The organism is Qaidamihabitans albus (assembly GCF_016464705.1).
GTDB lineage: Bacteria > Actinomycetota > Actinomycetes > Mycobacteriales > Pseudonocardiaceae > Qaidamihabitans > Qaidamihabitans albus.
Genome location: NZ_JAEHOB010000022.1, coordinates 34,244 through 54,018 on the forward strand (window position 1 = coordinate 34,244; position 19,775 = coordinate 54,018).

20 protein-coding genes are annotated in these 19,775 nt (G+C 70.0%); 12 read left to right on the plus strand and 8 right to left on the minus strand.

Going from position 1 to position 19,775, the window contains the following annotated elements; genetic code table 11:
• Window positions 1-13 precede the first annotated feature (13 nt).
• Entirely contained in the window at window positions 14-1,633 is a 1,620-nt protein-coding gene (locus JAP66_RS28885; RefSeq protein ID WP_199435025.1) for an AMP-binding protein, read from the minus strand.
• 179 nt (window positions 1,634-1,812) lie between these two features.
• Between JAP66_RS28885 and JAP66_RS28890 the strand changes: the two genes are divergently transcribed.
• From JAP66_RS28890 to JAP66_RS28900, 3 genes are read left to right on the plus strand one after another with little or no spacing between them, the layout of a single operon-like run.
• A complete protein-coding gene (locus JAP66_RS28890) occupies window positions 1,813-2,673 on the plus strand; it encodes a PaaX family transcriptional regulator (RefSeq protein ID WP_307849765.1) in 861 nt (286 codons plus the stop codon).
• A gap of 59 nt (window positions 2,674-2,732) precedes the next feature.
• A complete protein-coding gene (locus JAP66_RS28895; RefSeq protein WP_199435026.1) occupies window positions 2,733-3,377 on the plus strand; it encodes a potassium channel family protein in 645 nt (214 codons plus the stop codon).
• A 9-nt stretch (window positions 3,378-3,386) separates the two neighbouring features.
• The gene (locus JAP66_RS28900) at window positions 3,387-3,791 is read left to right on the plus strand and encodes a hypothetical protein (protein WP_199435027.1); all 405 of its coding nucleotides are present in this window, start codon (window positions 3,387-3,389) and stop codon (window positions 3,789-3,791) included.
• A gap of 77 nt (window positions 3,792-3,868) precedes the next feature.
• On the opposite strand, the gene JAP66_RS28905 is transcribed toward JAP66_RS28900, so the two are convergent.
• Window positions 3,869-6,871: a 3-keto-alpha-glucoside-1,2-lyase-like domain-containing protein gene (locus tag JAP66_RS28905; protein ID WP_199435028.1), complete on the minus strand. Its 3,003-nt coding sequence runs from the start codon at window positions 6,869-6,871 to the stop codon at window positions 3,869-3,871.
• 307 nt (window positions 6,872-7,178) lie between these two features.
• Between JAP66_RS28905 and JAP66_RS28910 the strand changes: the two genes are divergently transcribed.
• A complete protein-coding gene (locus JAP66_RS28910) occupies window positions 7,179-7,520 on the plus strand; it encodes an MmcQ/YjbR family DNA-binding protein (RefSeq protein WP_199435061.1) in 342 nt (113 codons plus the stop codon).
• Window positions 7,521-7,567: 47 nt separating this feature from the next.
• Here JAP66_RS28910 and JAP66_RS28915 read toward each other — a convergent pair whose 3' ends face one another.
• From JAP66_RS28915 to JAP66_RS28925, 3 genes are all read right to left on the minus strand, one after another.
• Entirely contained in the window at window positions 7,568-7,999 is a 432-nt protein-coding gene (locus JAP66_RS28915; protein ID WP_199435029.1) for a DUF1801 domain-containing protein, read from the minus strand.
• A gap of 71 nt (window positions 8,000-8,070) precedes the next feature.
• Window positions 8,071-8,685, minus strand: a complete 615-nt coding sequence (locus tag JAP66_RS28920) for a VOC family protein (protein WP_199435030.1) — start codon at window positions 8,683-8,685, stop codon at window positions 8,071-8,073.
• A 98-nt stretch (window positions 8,686-8,783) separates the two neighbouring features.
• The gene (locus JAP66_RS28925; protein ID WP_199435031.1) at window positions 8,784-9,245 is read right to left on the minus strand and encodes an SRPBCC family protein; all 462 of its coding nucleotides are present in this window, start codon (window positions 9,243-9,245) and stop codon (window positions 8,784-8,786) included.
• Between the two features lie 170 nt (window positions 9,246-9,415).
• Here JAP66_RS28925 and JAP66_RS28930 point away from each other — a divergent pair, with 170 nt between their 5' ends.
• Window positions 9,416-10,087: a helix-turn-helix transcriptional regulator gene (locus JAP66_RS28930; protein ID WP_199435032.1), complete on the plus strand. Its 672-nt coding sequence runs from the start codon at window positions 9,416-9,418 to the stop codon at window positions 10,085-10,087.
• The gene (locus JAP66_RS28935) at window positions 10,084-11,052 is read left to right on the plus strand and encodes a pyridoxal-phosphate dependent enzyme (protein ID WP_199435033.1); all 969 of its coding nucleotides are present in this window, start codon (window positions 10,084-10,086) and stop codon (window positions 11,050-11,052) included. Before JAP66_RS28930 ends, JAP66_RS28935 begins: the two co-directional genes overlap by 4 nt.
• Window positions 11,053-11,061: 9 nt before the next feature.
• Here JAP66_RS28935 and JAP66_RS28940 read toward each other — a convergent pair whose 3' ends face one another.
• The 3 genes from JAP66_RS28940 to JAP66_RS28950 all read right to left on the minus strand — a co-directional run bounded on the left by JAP66_RS28940 (window position 11,062) and on the right by JAP66_RS28950 (window position 14,188).
• A complete protein-coding gene (locus JAP66_RS28940; RefSeq protein ID WP_199435034.1) occupies window positions 11,062-12,099 on the minus strand; it encodes a phenylacetaldoxime dehydratase family protein in 1,038 nt (345 codons plus the stop codon).
• Window positions 12,100-12,111: 12 nt separating this feature from the next.
• A complete protein-coding gene (locus JAP66_RS28945) occupies window positions 12,112-13,131 on the minus strand; it encodes a carbon-nitrogen hydrolase family protein (protein ID WP_199435035.1) in 1,020 nt (339 codons plus the stop codon).
• Between the two features lie 85 nt (window positions 13,132-13,216).
• Window positions 13,217-14,188: an AraC-like ligand-binding domain-containing protein gene (locus tag JAP66_RS28950; protein WP_199435036.1), complete on the minus strand. Its 972-nt coding sequence runs from the start codon at window positions 14,186-14,188 to the stop codon at window positions 13,217-13,219.
• 183 nt (window positions 14,189-14,371) lie between these two features.
• Here JAP66_RS28950 and JAP66_RS28955 point away from each other — a divergent pair, with 183 nt between their 5' ends.
• The 6 genes from JAP66_RS28955 to JAP66_RS28980 all read left to right on the plus strand — a co-directional run bounded on the left by JAP66_RS28955 (window position 14,372) and on the right by JAP66_RS28980 (window position 19,773).
• Entirely contained in the window at window positions 14,372-15,565 is a 1,194-nt protein-coding gene (locus JAP66_RS28955; protein ID WP_199435037.1) for an ABC transporter substrate-binding protein, read from the plus strand.
• A gap of 36 nt (window positions 15,566-15,601) precedes the next feature.
• Window positions 15,602-16,498 carry a branched-chain amino acid ABC transporter permease gene (locus tag JAP66_RS28960; RefSeq protein ID WP_199435038.1) on the plus strand — a complete coding sequence of 299 codons (897 nt, stop codon included), beginning with the start codon at window positions 15,602-15,604 and terminating at the stop codon, window positions 16,496-16,498.
• Complete coding sequence (locus JAP66_RS28965; RefSeq protein ID WP_199435039.1) at window positions 16,495-17,487, plus strand: branched-chain amino acid ABC transporter permease; 993 nt, start codon at window positions 16,495-16,497, stop codon at window positions 17,485-17,487. The genes JAP66_RS28960 and JAP66_RS28965 overlap by 4 nt, the downstream gene beginning before the upstream one ends.
• Window positions 17,484-18,296 carry an ABC transporter ATP-binding protein gene (locus tag JAP66_RS28970; RefSeq protein WP_199435040.1) on the plus strand — a complete coding sequence of 271 codons (813 nt, stop codon included), beginning with the start codon at window positions 17,484-17,486 and terminating at the stop codon, window positions 18,294-18,296. The genes JAP66_RS28965 and JAP66_RS28970 overlap by 4 nt, the downstream gene beginning before the upstream one ends.
• Window positions 18,277-18,984 carry an ABC transporter ATP-binding protein gene (locus tag JAP66_RS28975; RefSeq protein WP_199435041.1) on the plus strand — a complete coding sequence of 236 codons (708 nt, stop codon included), beginning with the start codon at window positions 18,277-18,279 and terminating at the stop codon, window positions 18,982-18,984. Before JAP66_RS28970 ends, JAP66_RS28975 begins: the two co-directional genes overlap by 20 nt.
• 174 nt (window positions 18,985-19,158) lie before the next feature.
• The gene (locus tag JAP66_RS28980; RefSeq protein ID WP_199435042.1) at window positions 19,159-19,773 is read left to right on the plus strand and encodes a DUF5994 family protein; all 615 of its coding nucleotides are present in this window, start codon (window positions 19,159-19,161) and stop codon (window positions 19,771-19,773) included.
• Window positions 19,774-19,775 lie beyond the last annotated feature (2 nt).

Below are 19,775 nucleotides of genomic sequence, written 5' to 3' on the forward strand. Positions count from 1 at the left end.
GCACCGCCCCTCGTCAGGTGGTCGCCGCGGCCTCGCGCAGGCGGAAGCGCTGGAGCTTTCCGGTGGCGGTGCGCGGAAGCTCGGTGACGAACTCGACGGCGCGCGGGTACTTGTACGGCGCGATGGTCGCCTTGACGTGGCGCTGGATCGAGGCGGCGGCCTCCGCGCCGGCAGGAGCGCCCTCGCGGACGACGACGAAGGCGGTGACGAGCTGGCCACGCGCCGGATCGGGGACGCCGACCACCGCGCAGTCGATGACGTCGGGATGAGCCAGTACCGCCTCCTCGACCTCCGGTCCGGCGATGTTGTACCCCGACGAGACGATCATGTCGTCGCTGCGCGCGTGGTACCAGAAATAGCCGTCCGCATCCCGGGTGAACGTGTCGCCGGTGACGTTCCACCCATCCTGCACGTAGACGCGCTGGCGCGGGTCGGCCAGGTAGCGGCAGCCGGTCGGTCCCCGGACGGCCAGCCGCCCGGGGGTTCCGTCCGGAACCGGCCTGCCCTCCTCGTCGACGATCCGCGCCTCGTAACCGGGCACCACCCGTCCCGTCGCCCCAGGGCGGATGTCGTCGTCCGAAGCCGAGATGAAGATGTGCAGCATCTCGGTCGCCCCGATGCCGTCGATGAGGGCGATTCCGGTGGCGTCACGGAACTCGTGCCAAGTCGCCGCATCGAGGTGCTCCCCCGCCGACACCGCCCGCCGTAGCGTGGACAGCGCCGGCATCTCACCCGAGGCCAGCATCGCGCGATAGGCCGTCGGGGCGGTGAAGCACACCGACACGCCGTTGTCGCCGATGTGCCGCGCGAGCTCCGCCGGGGTGGCCTTCTCGACCAGCAGCGTGCTCGCCCCTGCGTGCAGCGGGAAGACGACGAGCCCGCCGAGGCCGAAGGTGAACGCGATCGGCGGAGTGCCGGTGAAGACGTCGTCGGCGGCCGGCCTGACGATGTGCCGCGAAAACGTGTCGGCGATCGCGAGGACGTCGCGGTGGAAGTGCATGGTCGACTTTGGTCGCCCGGTCGTGCCGGAGGTGAACGCGAGCAGGGCCACGTCGTCGGCCGCGGTCGGCACGTCGTCGAACTTCCCGGAATGCGCGCCTATCCGGACCGCCAGGTCGTCGGCGGACGGCCCGCCGTAGGCCAGCGTCGGCACGCCGAGATCGGCCGCGCCGAGGTCGGCGAGGAACCGGTGATCGCTCAGGGCGACGTCGATCCGGGCGATCTCGTGGATGTCGCGGAGCTCCCCGCTACGCAGCATCGGCATCGTCGTGACGGCGACGGCGCCGGCCTTGAGCACGCCGAACCAGCACGCGACGAGCCATGGGTTGTTGGGCCCCCGCAGCAGCACCCGGTTACCCGGGACGACGCCGAGCTCGGAGGTGAGCAAGTGCGCGATGCGGTTCGCGGTCGCGCGCAACCGGTCGTAGGTCCAGGCGCGCTCCCCCGGCGCCAGCAGGCACGCCCTGTCGCCGCCATGCTCGGCGATCACGTCGTCGAGCAGCGCGGTGGCGCAGTTGAGGCGGTCCGGATACCGCGGGCCGGGTTCGCCGAGCAGGAACTCGGGCCATTCGCTCTCCGGTGGAAGGTGCGTCCGGCAGAACGGATCCACATGGGCGGACGTGGTCAGCGGCATCGAGGGTCCTCCTCAACAACGTGACCCGACACTATTCTGCTGTGGTGACGATAGTCAATGTCTCGCTATGTCAATCGCACAGGCGCCCACATCCCCCGCCGGCGCCGTTCACCGCTCCCAGGGGGCACAACCGCCCGTGCTGCTACCCCGGGACCGGCGCGGACTGATAGCGTCCTGTCGTGACGACCGTATCGAGCAGCGTGGAACTCACCGACGGTGAGAACCTGAGCAGAGCGGCTCAGCCCCGGCAGCTCATCGTGACGGTCTACGGCCTCTACGCTCGCCAGGGCGGCGGCTGGCTCTCGGTGGCCTCCCTCGTCAGCCTGCTCGGTGACCTCGACATCGACGAGCCCTCCGTGCGGTCGTCGATCTCGCGGCTCAAGAAGCGGGGCATCCTCGAAGCCCAGCGCCGCGACGGCGCCGCCGGGTACGCGTTGTCGGGCGAGGCCCTGGCGATCCTGGCCGAGGGCGACCGGCGGATCTTCCGGCGGGAACGGGCAACGCTGGACGACGGCTGGCTGCTCGCGGTGTTCTCCGTGCCGGAAGCCGAACGCAAAAAGCGGCACCTCCTTCGCTCGCAGCTCACCAGGCTCGGGTTCGGCACCGCGGCTCCCGGTGTCTGGATCGCGCCCGCGCACCTGCACCAGCCGACGGCCGAGGTGCTGCGCCGGCTCGGCCTGGACGGCTACGCCGACCTCTTTCGCGCCGACCACCTGGCCTTCGGTGACGTGAGCGCGAAGGTGCGCCGATGGTGGGATCTCGACGAGCTCGAGGCGCTGTACTCGGAGTTCCTCGCCGAACACGGCCCGATGCGGCATCGTTGGCAGCGCCGCCGGAAGGTCAGCGAGCGGGACGCCTTCGTCGACTACGTCCGGCTGCTCACCGACTGGCGGCGACTGCCCTATCTGGATCCGGGCCTGCCCGAGGAGCTCCTGCCGCGGAACTGGATCGGGCTCCGGGCCGCCGACCTCTTCTTCTCGCTGCAAGGCCACCTGGTCGATGCCGCGCGAGCGCACGTGGCGCGGACGATCGTGGGCTGAGCGCATCCCGGCGAGCCGGCGGGAGTGTCGACCGGACCGGTAGCGGGTACCAGTCGCCGATGGATCTCGTGCCGTGGCTGGGCCTGCTGCTGGCCCTGCTGGTGGCATGCGACGCCGCGGTCACCGTGCTGCATCCCGATGCCGAAGGGCTGGTGGCGAGGGGAGTCCGCCGTGCGGTGTGGTGGTTGACGACGACGGTGCGAGCGCGCGTGCCACGCGCGGGCAGACCCGTGCTCGGCATGGCCGGGCCGGTGATCGTGGCCGTGACCTGCATGAGCTGGGTCGCGCTGGTCACCCTCGGTGTCACGCTGCTCGTCTGGCCGATGCTCGGCACCGACTTCGCGGTCCAGACCGGGCTCGGTCCGCCCACCTTCCTCGACGCCCTCTACTTCGCGGCGGGCACGGTCACCGTGCTCGGCTACGGCGACCTCACTCCGCTTTCCACCGCCGGACAACTGGTCTCCGTGTCGGCCGCGGCCGTCGGCTTCGCCATGTTCACCGGCATGGCCACCTACGCGATCGAGATCGTCGGCGGGGTGGCCACCCGTAACCGGTACACGCTGACCGTGCACGACGACACCCGCGGTGGGGGCGGAGCCACGATGCTTGCCGACTGCCTGGCCGAGGCGGGTGCCGACCAGGCCCGTGCGGTCTGCCGGAGCTGGGCAGGGCACCTACGCGAGGTCGACGAGATGGTGCATTGATATCCTCTGGTGGCCTTCACCTACCGCTCGCACCGGCACGAGTACGACCCCGAGCCCGCACTGCGACATGCCGCCGAGGTCACCGTGGCCGCACTGGTCGCGGCCGGGCACGAGCGGACGCTCCGCACGACGGCCGAGACGCTCTGCTCGGCGCTGGCCCGCCTGCAGTGCACGATCGCGGACACCTACCTCGGCAAGGGGGTCACGCGACGACTGTCCAGCCCTCGACCGGACATGGGTGACCGCCACGCGGTGGACACCGTTGATCGCCTGCTCGCGGCCGGGCTTGAGCGCGCCGGCCCCGCGGCCGCCCATCCGGCGGCGGCCGAGACGGTGTGCCGCTCCCGGATATTCCTCACCGAACTGCACCACTGGTCACGCACACGCACGCCCGGGCACGAATGGGATGGCTGAGCACGCGCCCGGCCGGTGGGGCGATCGCGGTCGTCGATCACCCCACCGGCCGGCACGGAACTCCGCGGCAGGCGGCCCTACGCCAGCGGCTCGATCCAGATGTTGCGGTAACGCACGTCGTTCCCGTGGTCCTGCAGCCGGATGGCGCCGAACGAAGGCCCTTCGGGAGCGCCACCACCGGTCGGTCCGTCGATCGCCACGTCGTCGTGGACCGTGACGCCGTTCCACACCACGGTCACCCTGGCATCGGAGACCTTGGCTCCGGCACTGTCGAACCGCGCAGCCCGGAAGGTGATGTCGTAGGACTGCCAGGTCTCCGGTGCCGTCGCGGCGTTGCTGTCCGCGGCCTTCTTGGTGTAGATCGCGGCCGCCTCGTTGTCCGCGAGTGACTCGTCACCGTAGGAGTCGAGCACCTGGATCTCGTAGCGCTCCTGCAGGTACACGCCGCTGTTGGCGCGCGCCTGACCGGTCACGTCGGGCGGGAGCTCCGGCAGCCAGAACTCGACGTGCAGCTTGAAGTCGCCGAATGCCTGCTTGGTGCGGATGTCTCCACAACAGACCTCCATCGCGCCGTCGACCAGAGGCCATTCCACGGTGCGCCCGTCGGTGTGCTGCCAGCCGCTCCGGTCAGCGCCGTCGAACAGGGTGATCCGGCTGCCCTGCCGGTTGACGTTGATGAGGTCGAGGTTGACGTGGCCGGTGTCGCCGCTGTCGTGCTTGTAGGTGATCGTGTTGGCCCCGGCCCGTAGGTTCAGCGATTCGGTCTGGGTCGACCAGCTGTCCCAGTCCCCCGTGCTGTGCAGGCTCGTCTGCTTGACCTTGCGGCCGTTGACGTAGACGCTCACCGTCTTGGTACCGGAGAACGGATGCGGTCCGTTCGAGTACCGCAGGCCGACGTCGTAGGTGCCTCCGGTCTCCACCGTGACGTCGAACGTGGTGGCGGCGCCCTCGGTCCCGTAGCCGTCGACGAATCCGGCTCCCGAGTATCCCGAGTGGTTGGTGTTGAACCCCGCCCCGCCGGAGCGCGTCGCCTCCTCGGCCTCGTAGCTGGTGACCGGCGGCTCGGCACCCGGCAGGGAGTTCAGCGTGTACCAGGCCTCGGTGCTCCAGAGCGACTCGCCGCTGACGGAGCTGAACGGCCGGGGGGAGCGCAGGTGCACGACCCGGTCCGGCTTCAGGCCGGTGATCTCCAGGTTGACCTTCTTCCCGTCGGGCGACAGCGTGGCCGACCGCACCGGCAGCGTCTCCTCGTCGACCTTGGGGCCGCCGTAGGAGGGCGTCGGGACGTAACGCCACTGCTTGACCTGGTAACTGGAGGCCAGCTTGGCGGCCGTCTCCTCGGAGACCGGCTGCGTGTACTCCAGCTCGAAACCGTTCGGCTTGGCGCGCATGGCGAGAATGTCGAATGCGTTGTCGCCGTTGGGCGTCAACTTCTGCAGGCCGTAGGTCAGCTTACCCTCCTGGCCCCAGTTGCCTCCCGCGCCGAGGCCGCCCGCGTAGATCGCGCCGTCCGGGCCGATGCTGATCCGGTTCACGCCGGCCTCGAGCCCTTGCGTGTGGCGGAACACCGCACCCTGGTACTGGCCCTTCACCTTCTCCAGGTGCGCGCGCTGGAGACCACCGTAGGTCACGTCTCCGAACACCATCTGCCCGGCGAACGGACCCTCGGTCAGCCGCAGCGGCGTGCTCGGCGAGTTCGCTATCTCGTTCTGCGGAAGCCACAGCACCGGCTGGGTCACGGGGTTCTCGTCGAACGGCCCCTCGGGGTTGGTGTAGTGGTTGAAGAACCGATCCTGCTTGATGTGGACCAGTTTCGACGCGGGCAGCCAGCCGCCCTGGTTGTCCGTGACGAAGATGTCCCCGCCGGGACCCCATCCGATACCGTTGGGCGTGCGCAGGCCACCTGCGATGTAGGAGACCTTGCCGGTCTTACGGTTCACCTTGATCGTGGTGCCGCGGTCCTGCGCCGGCTGCGGATCGGTCGTCGCGCCACCGTAGTCGATGGCGACCGACAGGTTGAGGTAGAAGAAGCCGTTCTTGTAGAGCAGGCCGAACGCGAACTCGTGGAAGTTGCCGCCGTAGGGCCACGTGGCGATGGTCCTGTACTCGTCGACGACGTCGTCGCCGTTGAGATCGGCGAGCTCGGTCAGCTCATGTTTCTGCGAGACGAAGATCGTGCCGTCCACGACCTTGATGCCCATCGGCTCCTTGAGATCGCTCGCCACCCGCTCGGCCGTCACCTCGCCGGGGCCGGTCTCACCGGTCACGCCGCTGAGGAGGTACACCTCCCCGGCCGTGTTGTTGCTGCCACCCCAGGTCGCCACCGCCAGACGGCCGTCCGGCATCCAGTCCATCGCCGTGACCTGCGGCTCGAACCCGGCCGGCCGAAGATCGGTCAGCGTGTAGTTCGGATGCACCGCGTTCAGTGGCAGCCCGTCACCGGGCGCGTCGGTGCCGCTCTCGCATTGCTTGCGTCCCGGCGCCGTCACGCGTACGACGTCCGCGTCGGTGCTCAGTACGGAGTTCGGCACGACGGCGAAGCCGGAGGCACCGGGCGGCTGCCAGGCGAGGGTGATCTGCTCGCCGCCGGTTCGCTCGAAATGCTCGATGCGCAGCGAGTGGTAGCCCGCTGTCAGGCTCACCGTGCCGTCCTTCGGTTCCGCGGCGTGCAGTCCGTCGTGGTCGATGACCAGCTCGTCGTCGATCAGCAGGCGTGAGCCGTCGTCGCTCGTCAGCCGGAAGGTGTACCGACCGTCCTGCGGCACGTTGATGTTGGCGACCACATGGGTCAGGAAGTAGTCGTTGACACCGAAGTCTTCGGCCGAGCTCCAGTCGATCACCGGCATCAGCTTGTCGACGTTCGGGGTCTGCCCGGCCTTGAGCGTACAGATCTTGCTCAGCGGCGCCTGCAGATCGAAGACGCGCAGCGTGACACCCGGTTCCTGGGGCGGAATATCCGCACCGGCAGGGGCCGGTTCCTGCGCCGTGGCCGGGGTCAGCCCCAGGCCACTGGCGACGAGCAGGGCGACGAAGAAGCCGGCCAGACGTCTCGAACGGCGCTGGAACGAGCGTTGTTGCATTCTTCCTCCTGGCGGTGAGGAACATGTGACGGCGGTCGGCGCGAGCCGACCGCCACGGGGACATTCGCCGGGTCCGAAGATCGATCACCGGTTAACAAACCGGAGCAACGACGCATCGTGACGGAAACCATAGAAGGCTTCCGCACGCATGTCCACGCGTTGTGCCGTTCTCCTGCAGAACTTGCATCAAGACAAGCGGAAGTTGTAGGAGCGCTGGTCCGGTCGGCCGCCGTGACTGGGCCATATGCTCGTGAGTGCGCACGCGAGTTCTCACTCGTGTGCGCACTCACGAGGCACAATGACCGCTATGGGTGTGCCCGGCAATCAGTTCCTGCGGACGGTGGACCGGCTCGCTGAGGTCGAGCGCGCGAAGGCGAGGGACTACACGGCCTTCAGCGTCCGCGGCAGGCGCTTCGGCTACTACTGGCCGCGGACCAGGACGGTCGGGTTGAAGCAGACCCTTTCCGAGCAGACCGCACTCGTCTCCGAACGGCCCGACGTGTTCGAGGTGCAGTTCACGGCCGGTGGTTTCGGCTGGGTCGTCGTGCACCTGCCGAGAATCGAAGCCGACGAGCTCACCGAGCTGGTCTACGAGGCGTGGCGCCTGTCCGCCCCCGAGCCGCTGGTCGAGGAGCATCCGTTCATCTGACGCGGCACCGCCCGTGAACGAGATTCAGACACGCCACAACAGCTGGGTCACATCTTTTCGCCCGGCAGATTGCCGGCCTGCTCGATCCAGGATCGGAGTTGGTCCTCGTCCGGTTCATCGTCCTCGTGGATGTCGAGGTAGCGCACCTCGTCGTGCCTGGACGCCTTCGGCGGCATGGGATCGAGCGACGTCCCTCTCAAGAACTGCACCTGCACGTAGTTCGTGTAACAACGGAACGACAGGAACCAACCCTCGCCCTTCACGCCGTAGAACGGTTGGTTCCATTTCACGGCTTTGTGTACCTCAGCGGGGACCGTGCGCACGATGAGGCCATCGAGGCGTTGCCCGACGTCTCGCTTCCAGCCGGGCATGGCAGCGATGTAGTCCTGCACCGGGCCGTTCCCCTCACCCTTGGGGATCTGCGGGTTTCCGCCGGAGAGCAGCTTCGGTTTCGCGTCGTCTTTCTTGCGATCGGTCATGCGGTTACGTCCTGGATACGGTCCGTGGCAGCCGGCGAGTGAGAATTCTAGCCCACTTCACGCCGCCCGGCTCAGAGCGATGCGGCCTCCCACACGAACCCGTCCGGGTCGGTGAAGGGCCCGGCATCGCTCCCGATCGCGAGCCGGTGCGATCCGGTGCCTTCGGCAGAGACGCCGGCGACCTTGGCGAGGGCACGACGCCGGTAGAGCGCCAGCTTGACCGGACTCGACGGCGTGCCCAACTCGACGTATCTCCGGCCATAGCTCTTCGCCACGGCGAAGCCGCGGTCGACGTAGAGCCGCTTGCTCGCGGCCACGTCCGCGACTCCCAGCTGGAGCACAACGTCGTCGACCCGCCGGGTGGCCAGGCCGGTGTCCTTCTTCGACAAGGACGCGACCGTCCAGATCGTCCCGTCCGGGGCCTGTACGACGCCGCCATATCCCCAGAGCGACTTCGCAGCTGGCTTCAGCGACGTTGCGCCGGCGTCGAGGGCGCTGCCGACGAAACTGTCGACGGTGGCCGGCTGGGACACGATGAGCGACAGCGTGAACCCGCGGAAGCCGGTCGTCGCTGCCTCCGAGGCCCGCAGGCGCATCCAACTGCCCACCCCGAAAGCGGCGGTGCAGAAGCGGTCGGCAGCCGTGGTGTCGGCCACCTCGATCGTGACAAACTCGATGGTCGCCATGGCGGTCACCGTAGTAGCGACCCTGGAGTACCTCGCTTCTCGATTCCTGACCGATCGGCCACCGGTTTCACCGGGCCCCGCATCAGCTCGTGCCCGGCCTACGCCGACTCGAGGTACGCCTTCGCGCGGCGCATCTCGGCCTCCACGTCGGCCTGCAAGGTTCGCCGTAGCACCGGCTCCGCCAGCCACCTCACCGGCGGTTTGAAATCGAACCGAAGGGTGCGGGTCACCCTGGTCCCGGCACCGGCAGGCTCACAGACCCAGCTCGCGGAGATCGCCACCATCCGGCTGGCGAGCCGGTTCTGCGGCACCGCCGGCAGGCCGACGTCGATCCGCCCGGCGGAAGTGCGGCGCATCCGCGACACGATCTTCGGCGCCGGACCCGGCAGTCCGGGCAGCTTGCCCCGGAACCGGAACTCGGTCACGTCACCGTCGCGGCGGACCCAGTCGATCGCGCCGATCTTGTCGTCGACCGCGCGGTAGCGCTCCGGGTCCATCGCGAACTCGACCAGCTCGCCGGGCGTGCACTGAATCGTCTCGACCACCTGTGCGCGTGCCATGCTCACCTCACCGATCGCGAACCCACGCCATGAAGCGTCAACCTGCTCGGGCCGCAGGTCAACAGTGGTCGAGGACCGTCCGTCGATCGCTTGCTTGGACTTTGCGTCTATTGTATAAACAACTTGTCTAGCGATCGGGTCGGGAGCGCGTCGACCGCGGAGGAGGTGCCATGCCGGCAGCCGAGCAGGACGCGATCATCGCCGCACTGACCCCGGTGATCGACGGGATCGCCGCGACGCTCGGCTCCTTCTGCGAGGCGGTGATCCACGACTTCCGCCGCCCGGAACGCTCGGTGGTGGCCATCGCGGGATCGGTGACCGGGCGCGGTGTCGGCGGGTCGATGAGCGAGATCGGCATGGGGGTCCTCGCTCGTGGCGACGAGGCGCGGGACGAGCTCAACTACATCACCCGCACCAGGGACGGGAAGATGGTCAAGTCCTCGACGATGGTGCTGCGCGACTCCACCGGCTCGGTGTTCGGCGCCCTCTGCGTCAACCTCGACATCACCGCGGTCAACCAGGTCCATTCCGTGGTCGGTGAGATCGCGGGTGTCACCACACCCGCCACCACCCCACCGACCACGACCTTCGGCGACGACATCGGCTCCGTGGTGGACGCGATCGTCGACAGCCACCAACTGCGGCAGAACAAGCCCTGGGCCGACCTCAGCCGGGACGAACGTCTGGAGCTGTTCCGCGGCCTCCACGAACGCGGCGTGTTCGCGGTGCGCGGCGCGGCGAGCCGGATCGCGGCCCGGCTGGGGATCTCCCGCGCCTCCGCCTACAACTACCTCGCCGAGGTCCGCGGCGGCACCGACACCACCGAAGGAGCGCAAGGATGACGAACACCCCGCCGATCGCCCTGGCCGACGTCCGCGACGCCGCGGCCCGGATCGACGGCATCGCACACCGCACCCCCGTGCTGCGCTCCCGCACCCTGAACGAGCTCGTCGGGGCGGAGGTCTTCCTCAAGTGCGAGAACTTCCAGCGCGGCGGCGCCTTCAAGTTCCGCGGTGCCTACAACGCCGTCTCGCGGCTTTCACCGGAGCAGCTCGCGAAGGGGGTCGCCGCCTACTCGTCGGGCAACCACGCCCAGGCCGTCGCGCTGGCGGCGCGGGAGCTGGGCAGCACCGCCGTGATCCTCATGCCGGAGGACACACCGCGGTCTAAGAGGGACGCCACCGCGGGCTACGGGGCCGAGATCGTCACCTACGACCGCTACACCGGGGACCGGGTCGCCATCGGCGAGGCCATGGCCGCCGACCGGGGCCTGACGCTGATCCCCCCGTACGAGCATCCGCACATCATCGCCGGACAGGGCACCGCGGCGCTGGAGCTCATCGAGGAGGCCGGTGACCTCGACGCGCTCGTGACGCCGGTCGGCGGCGGCGGGCTGATCGCCGGCAGCGCCACCGCCGCCAAGGGCCTGGTCAGGGGCATCCAGGTGTTCGGCGTCGAACCCGAAGCGGGTGACGACACGAAACGCTCCCTCGATGCGGGCAGGCGGGTGACCATCGCCGTGCCGCGCACGATCGCCGACGGTCAGGCCGCGGAGACTCCCGGCGAGCTGACGTTCTCCGTCAATCAGCGGCTGGTCGACGACATCGCTCTGGTCACCGACGACCAGATCCGCGACGCGATGCGGCTGGCGTTCGAACGTCTGAAGATCGTCGTCGAGCCCAGCGGCGCGACCGCACTGGCCGCCGTACTGGCCGGGCGGGCAGGCCGGGGGCACGCACGCATCGGGCTCGTCATCTCCGGCGGCAACATCGACGTGCGGCGTTTCGCCGAGGTGTGCGCGAGCTGACCGCCGGCGCTACAGGGCGCGCAGCATCCCCGTGGCGGGATGGCAGCCGAGGTACTCGAAGTGCTGCTCCTCGGCTGCCGCAACCGTGACCTCGTGGTACAGCCGTAGCCGGGCGGCGGACCCGAGCTCCGACAGGTACCTCATCGCCTCACCGAAGATCGCCTTGTGCGTGGGGTGGTCCCTGGCCCACCGGTCGAGGTCGGCCAGGCTGCGCCACCAGCTCATGCCGAAGCTCTTGTCAACCGGATTTCCTTCGGTGTCGACGACGCGCAGGTAGCGGTTGGCGTAGCAGCCGACCGCCGGGCCGTCGTCGCGCAGGAAGTCCAGACCAGCACGCAGTACGGGTTCGATGTCGTCGAGATACCTGCGCCGCTCGTCGCCGTCGGTGTCCGTCCAGTCCTGTCCCGACCGGATGAGGCACAGGTTGCGCTGCCCGCGGACTCGCTGCCGCCCGGCGTCGGCCACCACGGTCGGCGGTTCTCCGGGCAGCAGCGGATCGGTCTGTGCGGCGGGCAGGCGGTCCCTCGCGCCGCCCCAGTAGGCGTGCTCGGCCACCTCACCACTGAGGGCGTCCGCGAGGACGGCGACTCCTTCCCTGCGGTCGTTGGAGACGAGCGTCTCGAACCGGGACACCGAGGGGCGCACGGCCTCGACGAAGAAGCCCGCCCCGCTGCCCCTGCGCTGCTCGCCGAGCCAGCTCGCGTGTGCCCCGCCGAACCAGCGGTCGTACCGTTCGGGGTCGGTCCAGTACCCGATGGTGAGCAGGGTGGTGTAACCGGACTCGTCGACATACGTCGCGTGGTCCACGCGGCCCGGCCCGTCGGCGTGGGCACACGCTGCGGCGAGCTCGGCCCGCGCCGCCCGGACGGCGCCCGGAACGGTCTCGCCACCGGCCCGGTACTGCGCCCCGAAGTACGCCATGACCACGCGCGTCACCGACGGCTTGAACCTCGCCACGAAGGACGGGTACGGCGGCTGCCAGCCGGGCTCGGCACGCGGCGGCTGGGTACGGGGCAGCGAAAGGTGCCGGGGGATCGCCGATTCCATGACCGCCTCCCCTCAGCTCGCCGGCAGCGCGGACGGGAACTCCTCGACTGCAAGCTCCTCGGGCGCGGCGGCGGGCGGGTCCGCGGGCACTTCGACGACCCGCGGCATGGGGTTGCGGTTCACCAGCAGGCGCAGCACGTCGGGGCGGGAGTAGTGGCCGACCGGATCGGCCGCGGACTTGGCGATCGCGATGAGCGCCGGATCGAGGTCGGCGTAGAGAATCCCCTCGTCGGTCTCCGGCAGGGGTTCGGCCAGCGGCGACCCCTCGGGGCCGAAGATGCGGGCGAACCCACCGCCGGTGAGCAGCAGGTCCCGCTTGAGCTCGGTATCGCAGAACAGCTCCCGCGCGGCCGCACCGATCACGCCGCACGGCGCGACGACGAAGGTCTGCCCCTCCACGGCGTACATGAGACTGGCCGCCGTGTTCACCTCCGGTCCCAGAGCCCGCGCGGCACCGCGGTACACCGAGAAACCGGGCCACGCGGCGGCGTGGATCTGCTCGCCGAGGCTGTACATCGCGTACTTGGTCAGCGGCTGCAGGTGTTCCCAGCAGTTCAGGGCACCCACCTTGCCCAGCGCGGTGTCGTGCACCTGGAGGTCGCTGCCGTCACCCTCGCCGAACACGGAGCGCTCCACGTGCGTGGGCTTGAGCTTGCGCCGCACGGAGGTCAGCTCACCGGTCTCCGAGACGAACGCCTGCGCCATGTAGAGGCTGCCGCCTGCCCGCTCGCTGAACCCGAGAACCACGTGGATCCCGTTCCGCGCGGCGGCCTGGCGGACTCGCTCCATCTCGGCGCCGTCCCGCGTCATCGAGTTGGCGGCGTAGCGGGGAACGAACGGCATACCGGCAGCCGGCGAGTCCAGCCAGATCCACCACGGGTAGCCGGGAACGAAGGTCTCGGGGAAAGCCACCAGCCGGGCACCACCCGCCGCGGCCCCCTCGATCAGTGCGATCACCTTGTCGATGCCCGCGTCCAGGTCCAGCCACGCGGACTCGGCCTGGACGGCCGCGACACGCACTTTTGCCTGCATAGTCGTCTCCTGCGTCATCGTGGGCGTGCTGTTCGCTCCACGATGCGCCGGGCGCGGCCCCCGCGGCTGACCGGATGTGCCAGGGCTACTTGCGCCGCGTGCGAGGCAGACCTGCCTCGCGGTACCCGCCCGGTGTCTGCCCGGTAGCGGTCCGGAACGCACGGTGGAAACCCGACTCGCTGTCGAACCCGCAGGCCGTGCCCACGGCCCCGACCGGCCGCCCGGGGTGTTCCAGGAGCAACGTTTTGGCTCGCTCGATGCGTATGCGGCGCAACTCCCCGGCCACGCCGCCGCCCTGGTCGCCGACGACCCGGTACAGGGTGCGCCGCGACATGCCGCACGCCGCCGCCACCGTGGCGGCATCCAGCGCAGGGTCGGCCAGGTGGCGGCGCAGGTGGTCCAGCACCCGCTCGCGGGCCAGCGCATCCGCCGCGTCGGGGTCGGCATCGGCCCTTCCCGCGAACGACGCGGCCGCCGCGAGCAGCCCGAACGAATGCGGCAGCAGCACCGCCGACTGCTCCGGGCTGGCCTTCGCCGTACGGGCCAGCGAGGTGAAGAACGCCGGGACCACGCCGCCCGGTCCACCGTGGCCGAGCGCCCGCGCCGTGAGGATGCTGGTGTCCCGGATCGGCAGCTCACGCCTCGGCACCTGGACGACGAGCTGGTGGAACGGGGCGTCGAAGTGCAGCGTGTAGGGGCGGGTGCTGTCGTAGAAGGCCATGTCGCCGGCCGAGAGCAGCGCCGTCCTCCCGTCCTGCTCGATCCGCCCACGCCCGCGCAGCTGGATACTCGCGAGCAGGAAGTCCTCGGCGCTCTGCGCGATCAGTGAGCGAGTCCGCCGCACGTGCTGGCTTCCGGCCACGACGGTCGACAGTTCCAGCCCGCCCAGCGCGACATGCTCGATACGGCCGCTGAACCGCCGCTCGGCTACCGGCTCGGCGGCGAGCCGCACGAACGTCGCGCAGATCATCTCCCGCCAGTACGCGAACGCCTCACCGGCCGGCACCGCAGAGGTGCTCAGCTCTGTGCGGGTATCCCGGTCCGGTGTGGCAGGCATCTCTGGAGTGTCGCGCCGCCGCGGGCCGGGTGTCCAGGCATCCAGGGCCCGGTGACCGAGACGTTTCGTCCCGCTCTGACAGTCGATGTCGCAAACCGTTGACACTGGGACACACGCTCTACAGAATCGTCGACCTATGTTAGATCGACGTAGAACGTAACTCGGAAGGCCACCATGGACGGTATGCGGTTCACGCGGCGACGACTCCTCCAGCTGACCGGCGCGGCGGGGGCCGTGGTCACCGTTCAGGCATGTGGCGGCAGCCTCGGCGGGGGTTCCTCGCCGGAGACCTCGGTCAAGGTCGGCCTGCTCGTCCCGCAGGCCGGTGTCTACGCGCCGCTCGGCACCGACATGCGGCGGGCCTGGGACCTGTGGTTGGAGAGCCACGACGGGAAGCTCGGCGACTACACCGTCGAGACCGTCGTCGCCGACGAGGGCGAGACGCCGCAGACGGGCGTCCCGGCGGCACAGCGGCTGCTGCAGAGCGACCAGTGCGACGTCATCGTCGGCATCGTCAACTCCGCCACCGCCCTCGGGGTCCGCGACATCGTGCACGAGGCCAAGAAGATCCTGATCGTGGCCAACGCGGGTGCCGAGGACATCACCGCGAAGGCGAGCTCGCCCTACATCTGGCGCTCGTCGTTCACGAACGGGCAGGTCGCCGCCGGAATGGGCCGCCATCTTGCCGAGAACGGCCCCAAGGACGGCGTCTTCGTGATCGCGTCCGACTACGCCGCAGGCGCCGAGGCGATCGCCGGGTTCACCTCCGCCTTCGAGGCAGGCGGCGGCACGATCGCGGGCCGGGCCGACCCGCCGTTCGGCACGACCCAGGACTACCAGCCCTTCCTGTCGCGCATCCGCAACTCCGGGGCCAAGGCCACGTTCTGCTTCTTCGCCGGCGCCGAAGCCGTCTCGTTCGTCAAGCAGTACCGGCAGTTCGGGCTCGCGCCCGACGTGCCGCTCTACGGCTCCGGATTCCTGACCGAGGGCGGTGTGCTCGACGCGCAGGGCGAGGCCGCCCTCGGGGTGCACACCTCGCTGCACTACACCAGCGAGCTGGACAGCAGCCACAACAAGGAGTTCGTCCAGTCCTACCAGGACGCCTACGACGCCGTTCCCACTGTCTACTCGGTACAGACCTGGGATGCGGCGAACGTGCTGGACCGCGCCCTGCGCGGGGCCGACGGCCTCGACGGCGACACCCTCTCCACGGCGCTCGGCGGGCTCGGTCCCATCGACGACAGCCCGCGCGGCACCTGGTCGTTCGAAAACCAGACGCCGAAGCAGAAGTTCTACCTGCGGAAGGTCGAGAAGCGGGGCGACCGGTACGTCAACGCCGTGGTGACGGAGACCGGCGCCATCGGCCAGCCGGGCTGAAGTGGAGGTGCGGCGACCACGAAGAAGGAGGTAGCGGTGGGCAGCTGGTTCGAGGCCAACCTGGTCTCCGTGCTCAACGGCGGTGCCATCGGCTGCCTGCTGTTCATCCTCGCGATCGGGCTCTCGCTGGTGTTCGGAATGATGAACGTGCTCAACCTCGCGCACGGCGCCGTGTTCCTCGCGGGCGCGTTCATCGGCTGGCGGATCGGCGGCGAGTCGCCGACGTGGGGCACGTTCGCGCTCGCCGTCGGCGCCGCGACGCTGCTCGGCCTCCTCGCCGGTGCCGTGCTCTCCGCGATGACCGAGCCGCTGCGCAACCGCTCCCATCTCGACCAGGCACTGCTCACGCTCGGCATCGCGCTCGTCGCCGCCGAACTCCTGTCGATGACGTTCGGCAACGACGTCCGGGCCACCAACGCGCCCCCTGGTCTGGACGGGACCGTGCCGGTCCTCGGCACCGACTACCCCGTCTACCGGCTGTTCCTGATCGCCGCCGGCCTCCTGCTCGCCGTCACGGCGTGGCTGGTGGTCAGCCGCACGGCCGCGGGCGCGGTGATCCGCGCGACGGTCGCCGACCGCGAGATGGTTTCCGCGATCGGCATCGACGACCGCAAGGTCAAGCTGGCGGTGTTCGCCGTCGGCTCCGCGCTCGCGGCGGTCGCCGGAGTGCTCGGCGGGCCGGTCTACGGCGCGCGCCCCGGCCTCGACTCGACCGTGCTCATCCTGGCGCTGGTGGTCGTGGTGATCGGCGGCCTCGGCTCCGTGAAGGGCGCGCTGATCGGCGCCCTCGTCATCGGGCAGATCGAGTCGCTCGGCCGGGCGCTGTTCGCCGAAGCCGCGTCGTTCATCCTCTTCGGAGCGCTCGCGGTGGTGCTCGTCCTGCGACCCCAAGGGCTCTTCGGCCGCGCCGACATGGCAGGCGCACCACGATGAGCGCTCCTGCCGACATCGCCGCGCCCGCGGAGGGTGAACCGCGGAAGCCGCCGCCGGTACGGGTGCTGGTCTCGGTGCTCGCGGCCGTGCTGCTCGCCGCCGCTCCCCTGTTCCTGGCCCCCTATGCCATATCGACGCTGACCCGGATGCTGGTTTTCGGCCTGCTCGCCGCGAGCCTCGCATTGCTCGTCGGCGTGAGCGGCCTGCCGTCGCTCGGCCACGCGGCGTACTTCGGCGCGGGCGCCTACGCGGCGGGGTGGTTCGCGCAGAACGTCTCCGCACAGGCGCCGCTGTCCCTCCTCGTCGCCGCATTCACGGGTGGTTTCGTCGCGGCCGCCACCGGGTGGATCGCCGTCCGCGCCCGCGGGGTCTTCTTCCTGATGCTCACCCTGGCGATCGGCGAGATCGTGCACCAGGTTGCGGACAGCTGGGAGTCGGTCACCGGTGGCTCCAACGGCCTGTACGGCATCCCGGCCACGGAGGTGGGCGGCGCCGCGATCACGAACGTCGGCGTGCTGCACTGGTACGTCCTCGCCGCCTTCGGTGGGGGGTTCGCCGTGCTGTGGGCGGTCAAGGCGTCCCCGTTCGGTGCGGCACTGCGCGGAATCCACGACAACGAGCCGCGCATGCGGTCCATCGGCTACCCGACCTCCCTCTACAAGTACGCGGTGTTCGTCGTGGCCGGCACGGTAGCCGGGCTCGCCGGAGGTCTGCTCGCCGCGCAGCAGCGGCTGGTCACGCCTGCCGACCTCGGGTTCACCACGGCGGCACTCGCGCTGCTGGCGGTGATCATCGGCGGTGCGCGGAGCCTGTGGGGCGCCTGCCTCGGCGCGGCACTGGTGATCTTCGTGCGCGACTCGATCGGCCCCAGCCTGGACGGGCACGGCCCCCTGCTGCTCGGTGTCGTGTTCATCCTCGTCGTCTACCTGATGCCGAACGGCGTGGCCGGTATCCGAATCGGCCGCGGGAAAGGCGGTGGGAAGCCGTGAACCCGCTACTGTCCTGCCGTGACCTGAGCCGGTCCTTCGGCGCACTGAAGGCGGTCGACGCCGTCGACCTGACCGTTCACGCAGGCACCCGGCACGCGCTCATCGGCCCGAACGGTGCAGGCAAGAGCACGTTGCTCAAGCTGCTGACCGGACTGCTCCGTCCTGACTCGGGCACCGTCCACCTCGGCGGGCAGGACATCACCCGGCTCTCCGAGGTCAAGCGCTCCCGCCTCGGCCTCAGCCAGACCATGCAGCAGGTGAGCCTCTTCCCGTCGATGACGGTGGCCGAGAACGTCGCGCTCGCCGTGCGCAGGCATCGCGGCGGCACGATCAGCGCGCTGCCGGCCCGGCGGGGGCCGAGGCGGCACGTGGACCGGCAGGTGGACCGGCTGCTGACCGACGCCGGCCTCCGAAACCGGGACACTCTCCCGGTTTCGGCGCTCTCCCACGGTGAGGCCAAGCAGGTCGAACTGGCGCTCGCCCTCGCCTGCGAACCACGGCTGCTGCTGCTCGACGAGCCGGGTGCGGGCATGTCCCCCGCGGAGAGCGCGCGGCTGACCGAGCTCGTGCTGCACCTGCCGGCCGAGATCACGGTGCTGTTCATCGAGCACGACCTCGACCTGGTGTTCGCCCTCGCGACGGAGGTGACCGTGCTCCATCTGGGCAAGGTGCTGCTCACCGGTGCGCCCGGCGACATCCGGGACGATCCGCGGGTCCAGGAGGCCTACCTGGGCACGAGCCGACGTGCGGATCTCTTCACCACACCGCCGCCAACGTCTGGAGAGCCCCGTGTCCCTACACGTCCGTGACCTGGTCTCGGGATACGGCCGCAGCACCGTGCTGCACGGGGTCTCGTTCGAGCTGCGGCGTGGCAGGGTGCTCGGCCTGCTCGGGCGGAACGGCGTCGGCAAGAGCACGCTCGTCCTGACCCTCGCGGGGCTGCTTCGCGCGCGATCCGGTTCCGTGCGGCTCGACGACCGGGAGCTCGCGGGCAGGCGGCCGGACCTGATCGCGAGGGCCGGGGTCGGCCTGGTGCCGCAGGGCAGGCGGGTGTGGGCACCGCTGACCGTGGACGAGCACCTCGACCTTGCCGCGCGCCGGTCCAGGGCCGCCGACCCGACCTGGACGCCGGAACGGGTGTTCGACGTGTTCCCCCGGCTGGCGCAGCGCCGGCGGCACCTGGGCGGGCAGCTGTCCGGAGGTGAGCAGCAGATGCTCGCGATCGCCAGGGCATTACTGACCGATCCCACACTGGTCGTCCTCGACGAGCCGTCCGACGGCCTGGCACCCGCCGTGGTCGAGCAGATCGGCGGAATGCTCACGGAGATGCGTGCCGCCGGGGTCACGATCCTGCTCGTCGAGCAGGACCTGCATCTCGCGTTCGCGGTATGCGACGAGCTCGCGGTGCTGGAGAAGGGCGTGATCGTGCACGCCACCGATACGCCCACCTTCCGTAGCGATCCGGAGACGGCCCACCGGCTGCTCGGCGTGGGGTGAACGGCGAACGGCCGACGTCGGTCCGACGAGCCTCCGTGGTCGGCGTCGCATCGTCGTGACACGAGGAGAGTAGGCTGGACCACGTCGAGGGCAACTCGTATGTCGGTGATCAGGTTGGCTTCGTCCTCGACAGATCGGTCCGGCCGAGTTTTCGACCGGGGACGGGAGCACGACATGACGTCGGGCCCACGCTTGTCACCGAACACTCCATCGGCCGGCCAGGCCCGCGAGCCGCGCAGGCAGCCCCTCCGCTTGCGGCTCAAGCCGGAGATCCCGACCACCGGGTACGTCGACGGGGCTTGGTGGCCTCGATCGCGCGCACTGCCCGCCGAGCTGCCGGGTCTGCTCGCCGTGCTGGCCGCCCGCCTTGGCCCGATCGAACGAGTGACGTACAGCCCCGCGACGTGGGAGGCGGCTCCACGCCGCATCAGCGTTGACGGCCGGTCGATCCGGCTGGACGGCTTCCACGCACAGCACGCCGATACGGTGACGGTTACCGGAACGAACCGGCAGCGCGTCACGCTCCTGGCGGTGCCACCGGCGGCCTCCTCGGCATCGGCGCACCACTGCTTGGCGGTCGCCGCCCGACTCGGCAACGTCGAGACCCCCGAGCAGTTGCTCGATGTCGAACGGCCGGCCCGGACCGTTGCGGTACGCCGGGAGCCGGCCGCCGCGGCGGTACAGCGCTGGGAGCTCGAGGGTGGCCGCCTCTACGAACCGGCCACCGATCCGGGCGGTACGACCGCGATCGAACGCAGTCTCCCCCGCATGGCGTGGGAAACCGGATAGAG

What these genes read in the sequence shown, in the direction of transcription:
- JAP66_RS28905 (WP_199435028.1), bottom strand. Translation starts at nt 6,871, where the DNA reads ATGCAACAACGCTCGTTCCAGCGCCGTTCGAGACGTCTGGCCGGCTTC.
- JAP66_RS28935 (WP_199435033.1), top strand. Translation starts at nt 10,084, where the DNA reads ATGACGAACACCCCGCCGATCGCCCTGGCCGACGTCCGCGACGCCGCG.
- JAP66_RS28915 (WP_199435029.1), bottom strand. Translation starts at nt 7,999, where the DNA reads ATGACCGATCGCAAGAAAGACGACGCGAAACCGAAGCTGCTCTCCGGC.
- JAP66_RS28910 (WP_199435061.1), top strand. Translation starts at nt 7,179, where the DNA reads ATGGGTGTGCCCGGCAATCAGTTCCTGCGGACGGTGGACCGGCTCGCT.
- JAP66_RS28885 (WP_199435025.1), bottom strand. Translation starts at nt 1,633, where the DNA reads ATGCCGCTGACCACGTCCGCCCATGTGGATCCGTTCTGCCGGACGCAC.
- JAP66_RS28925 (WP_199435031.1), bottom strand. Translation starts at nt 9,245, where the DNA reads ATGGCACGCGCACAGGTGGTCGAGACGATTCAGTGCACGCCCGGCGAG.
- JAP66_RS28950 (WP_199435036.1), bottom strand. Translation starts at nt 14,188, where the DNA reads ATGCCTGCCACACCGGACCGGGATACCCGCACAGAGCTGAGCACCTCT.
- JAP66_RS28940 (WP_199435034.1), bottom strand. Translation starts at nt 12,099, where the DNA reads ATGGAATCGGCGATCCCCCGGCACCTTTCGCTGCCCCGTACCCAGCCG.
- JAP66_RS28895 (WP_199435026.1), top strand. Translation starts at nt 2,733, where the DNA reads ATGGATCTCGTGCCGTGGCTGGGCCTGCTGCTGGCCCTGCTGGTGGCA.
- JAP66_RS28930 (WP_199435032.1), top strand. Translation starts at nt 9,416, where the DNA reads ATGCCGGCAGCCGAGCAGGACGCGATCATCGCCGCACTGACCCCGGTG.
- JAP66_RS28945 (WP_199435035.1), bottom strand. Translation starts at nt 13,131, where the DNA reads ATGCAGGCAAAAGTGCGTGTCGCGGCCGTCCAGGCCGAGTCCGCGTGG.
- JAP66_RS28980 (WP_199435042.1), top strand. Translation starts at nt 19,159, where the DNA reads ATGACGTCGGGCCCACGCTTGTCACCGAACACTCCATCGGCCGGCCAG.
- JAP66_RS28965 (WP_199435039.1), top strand. Translation starts at nt 16,495, where the DNA reads ATGAGCGCTCCTGCCGACATCGCCGCGCCCGCGGAGGGTGAACCGCGG.
- JAP66_RS28920 (WP_199435030.1), bottom strand. Translation starts at nt 8,685, where the DNA reads ATGGCGACCATCGAGTTTGTCACGATCGAGGTGGCCGACACCACGGCT.
- JAP66_RS28955 (WP_199435037.1), top strand. Translation starts at nt 14,372, where the DNA reads ATGCGGTTCACGCGGCGACGACTCCTCCAGCTGACCGGCGCGGCGGGG.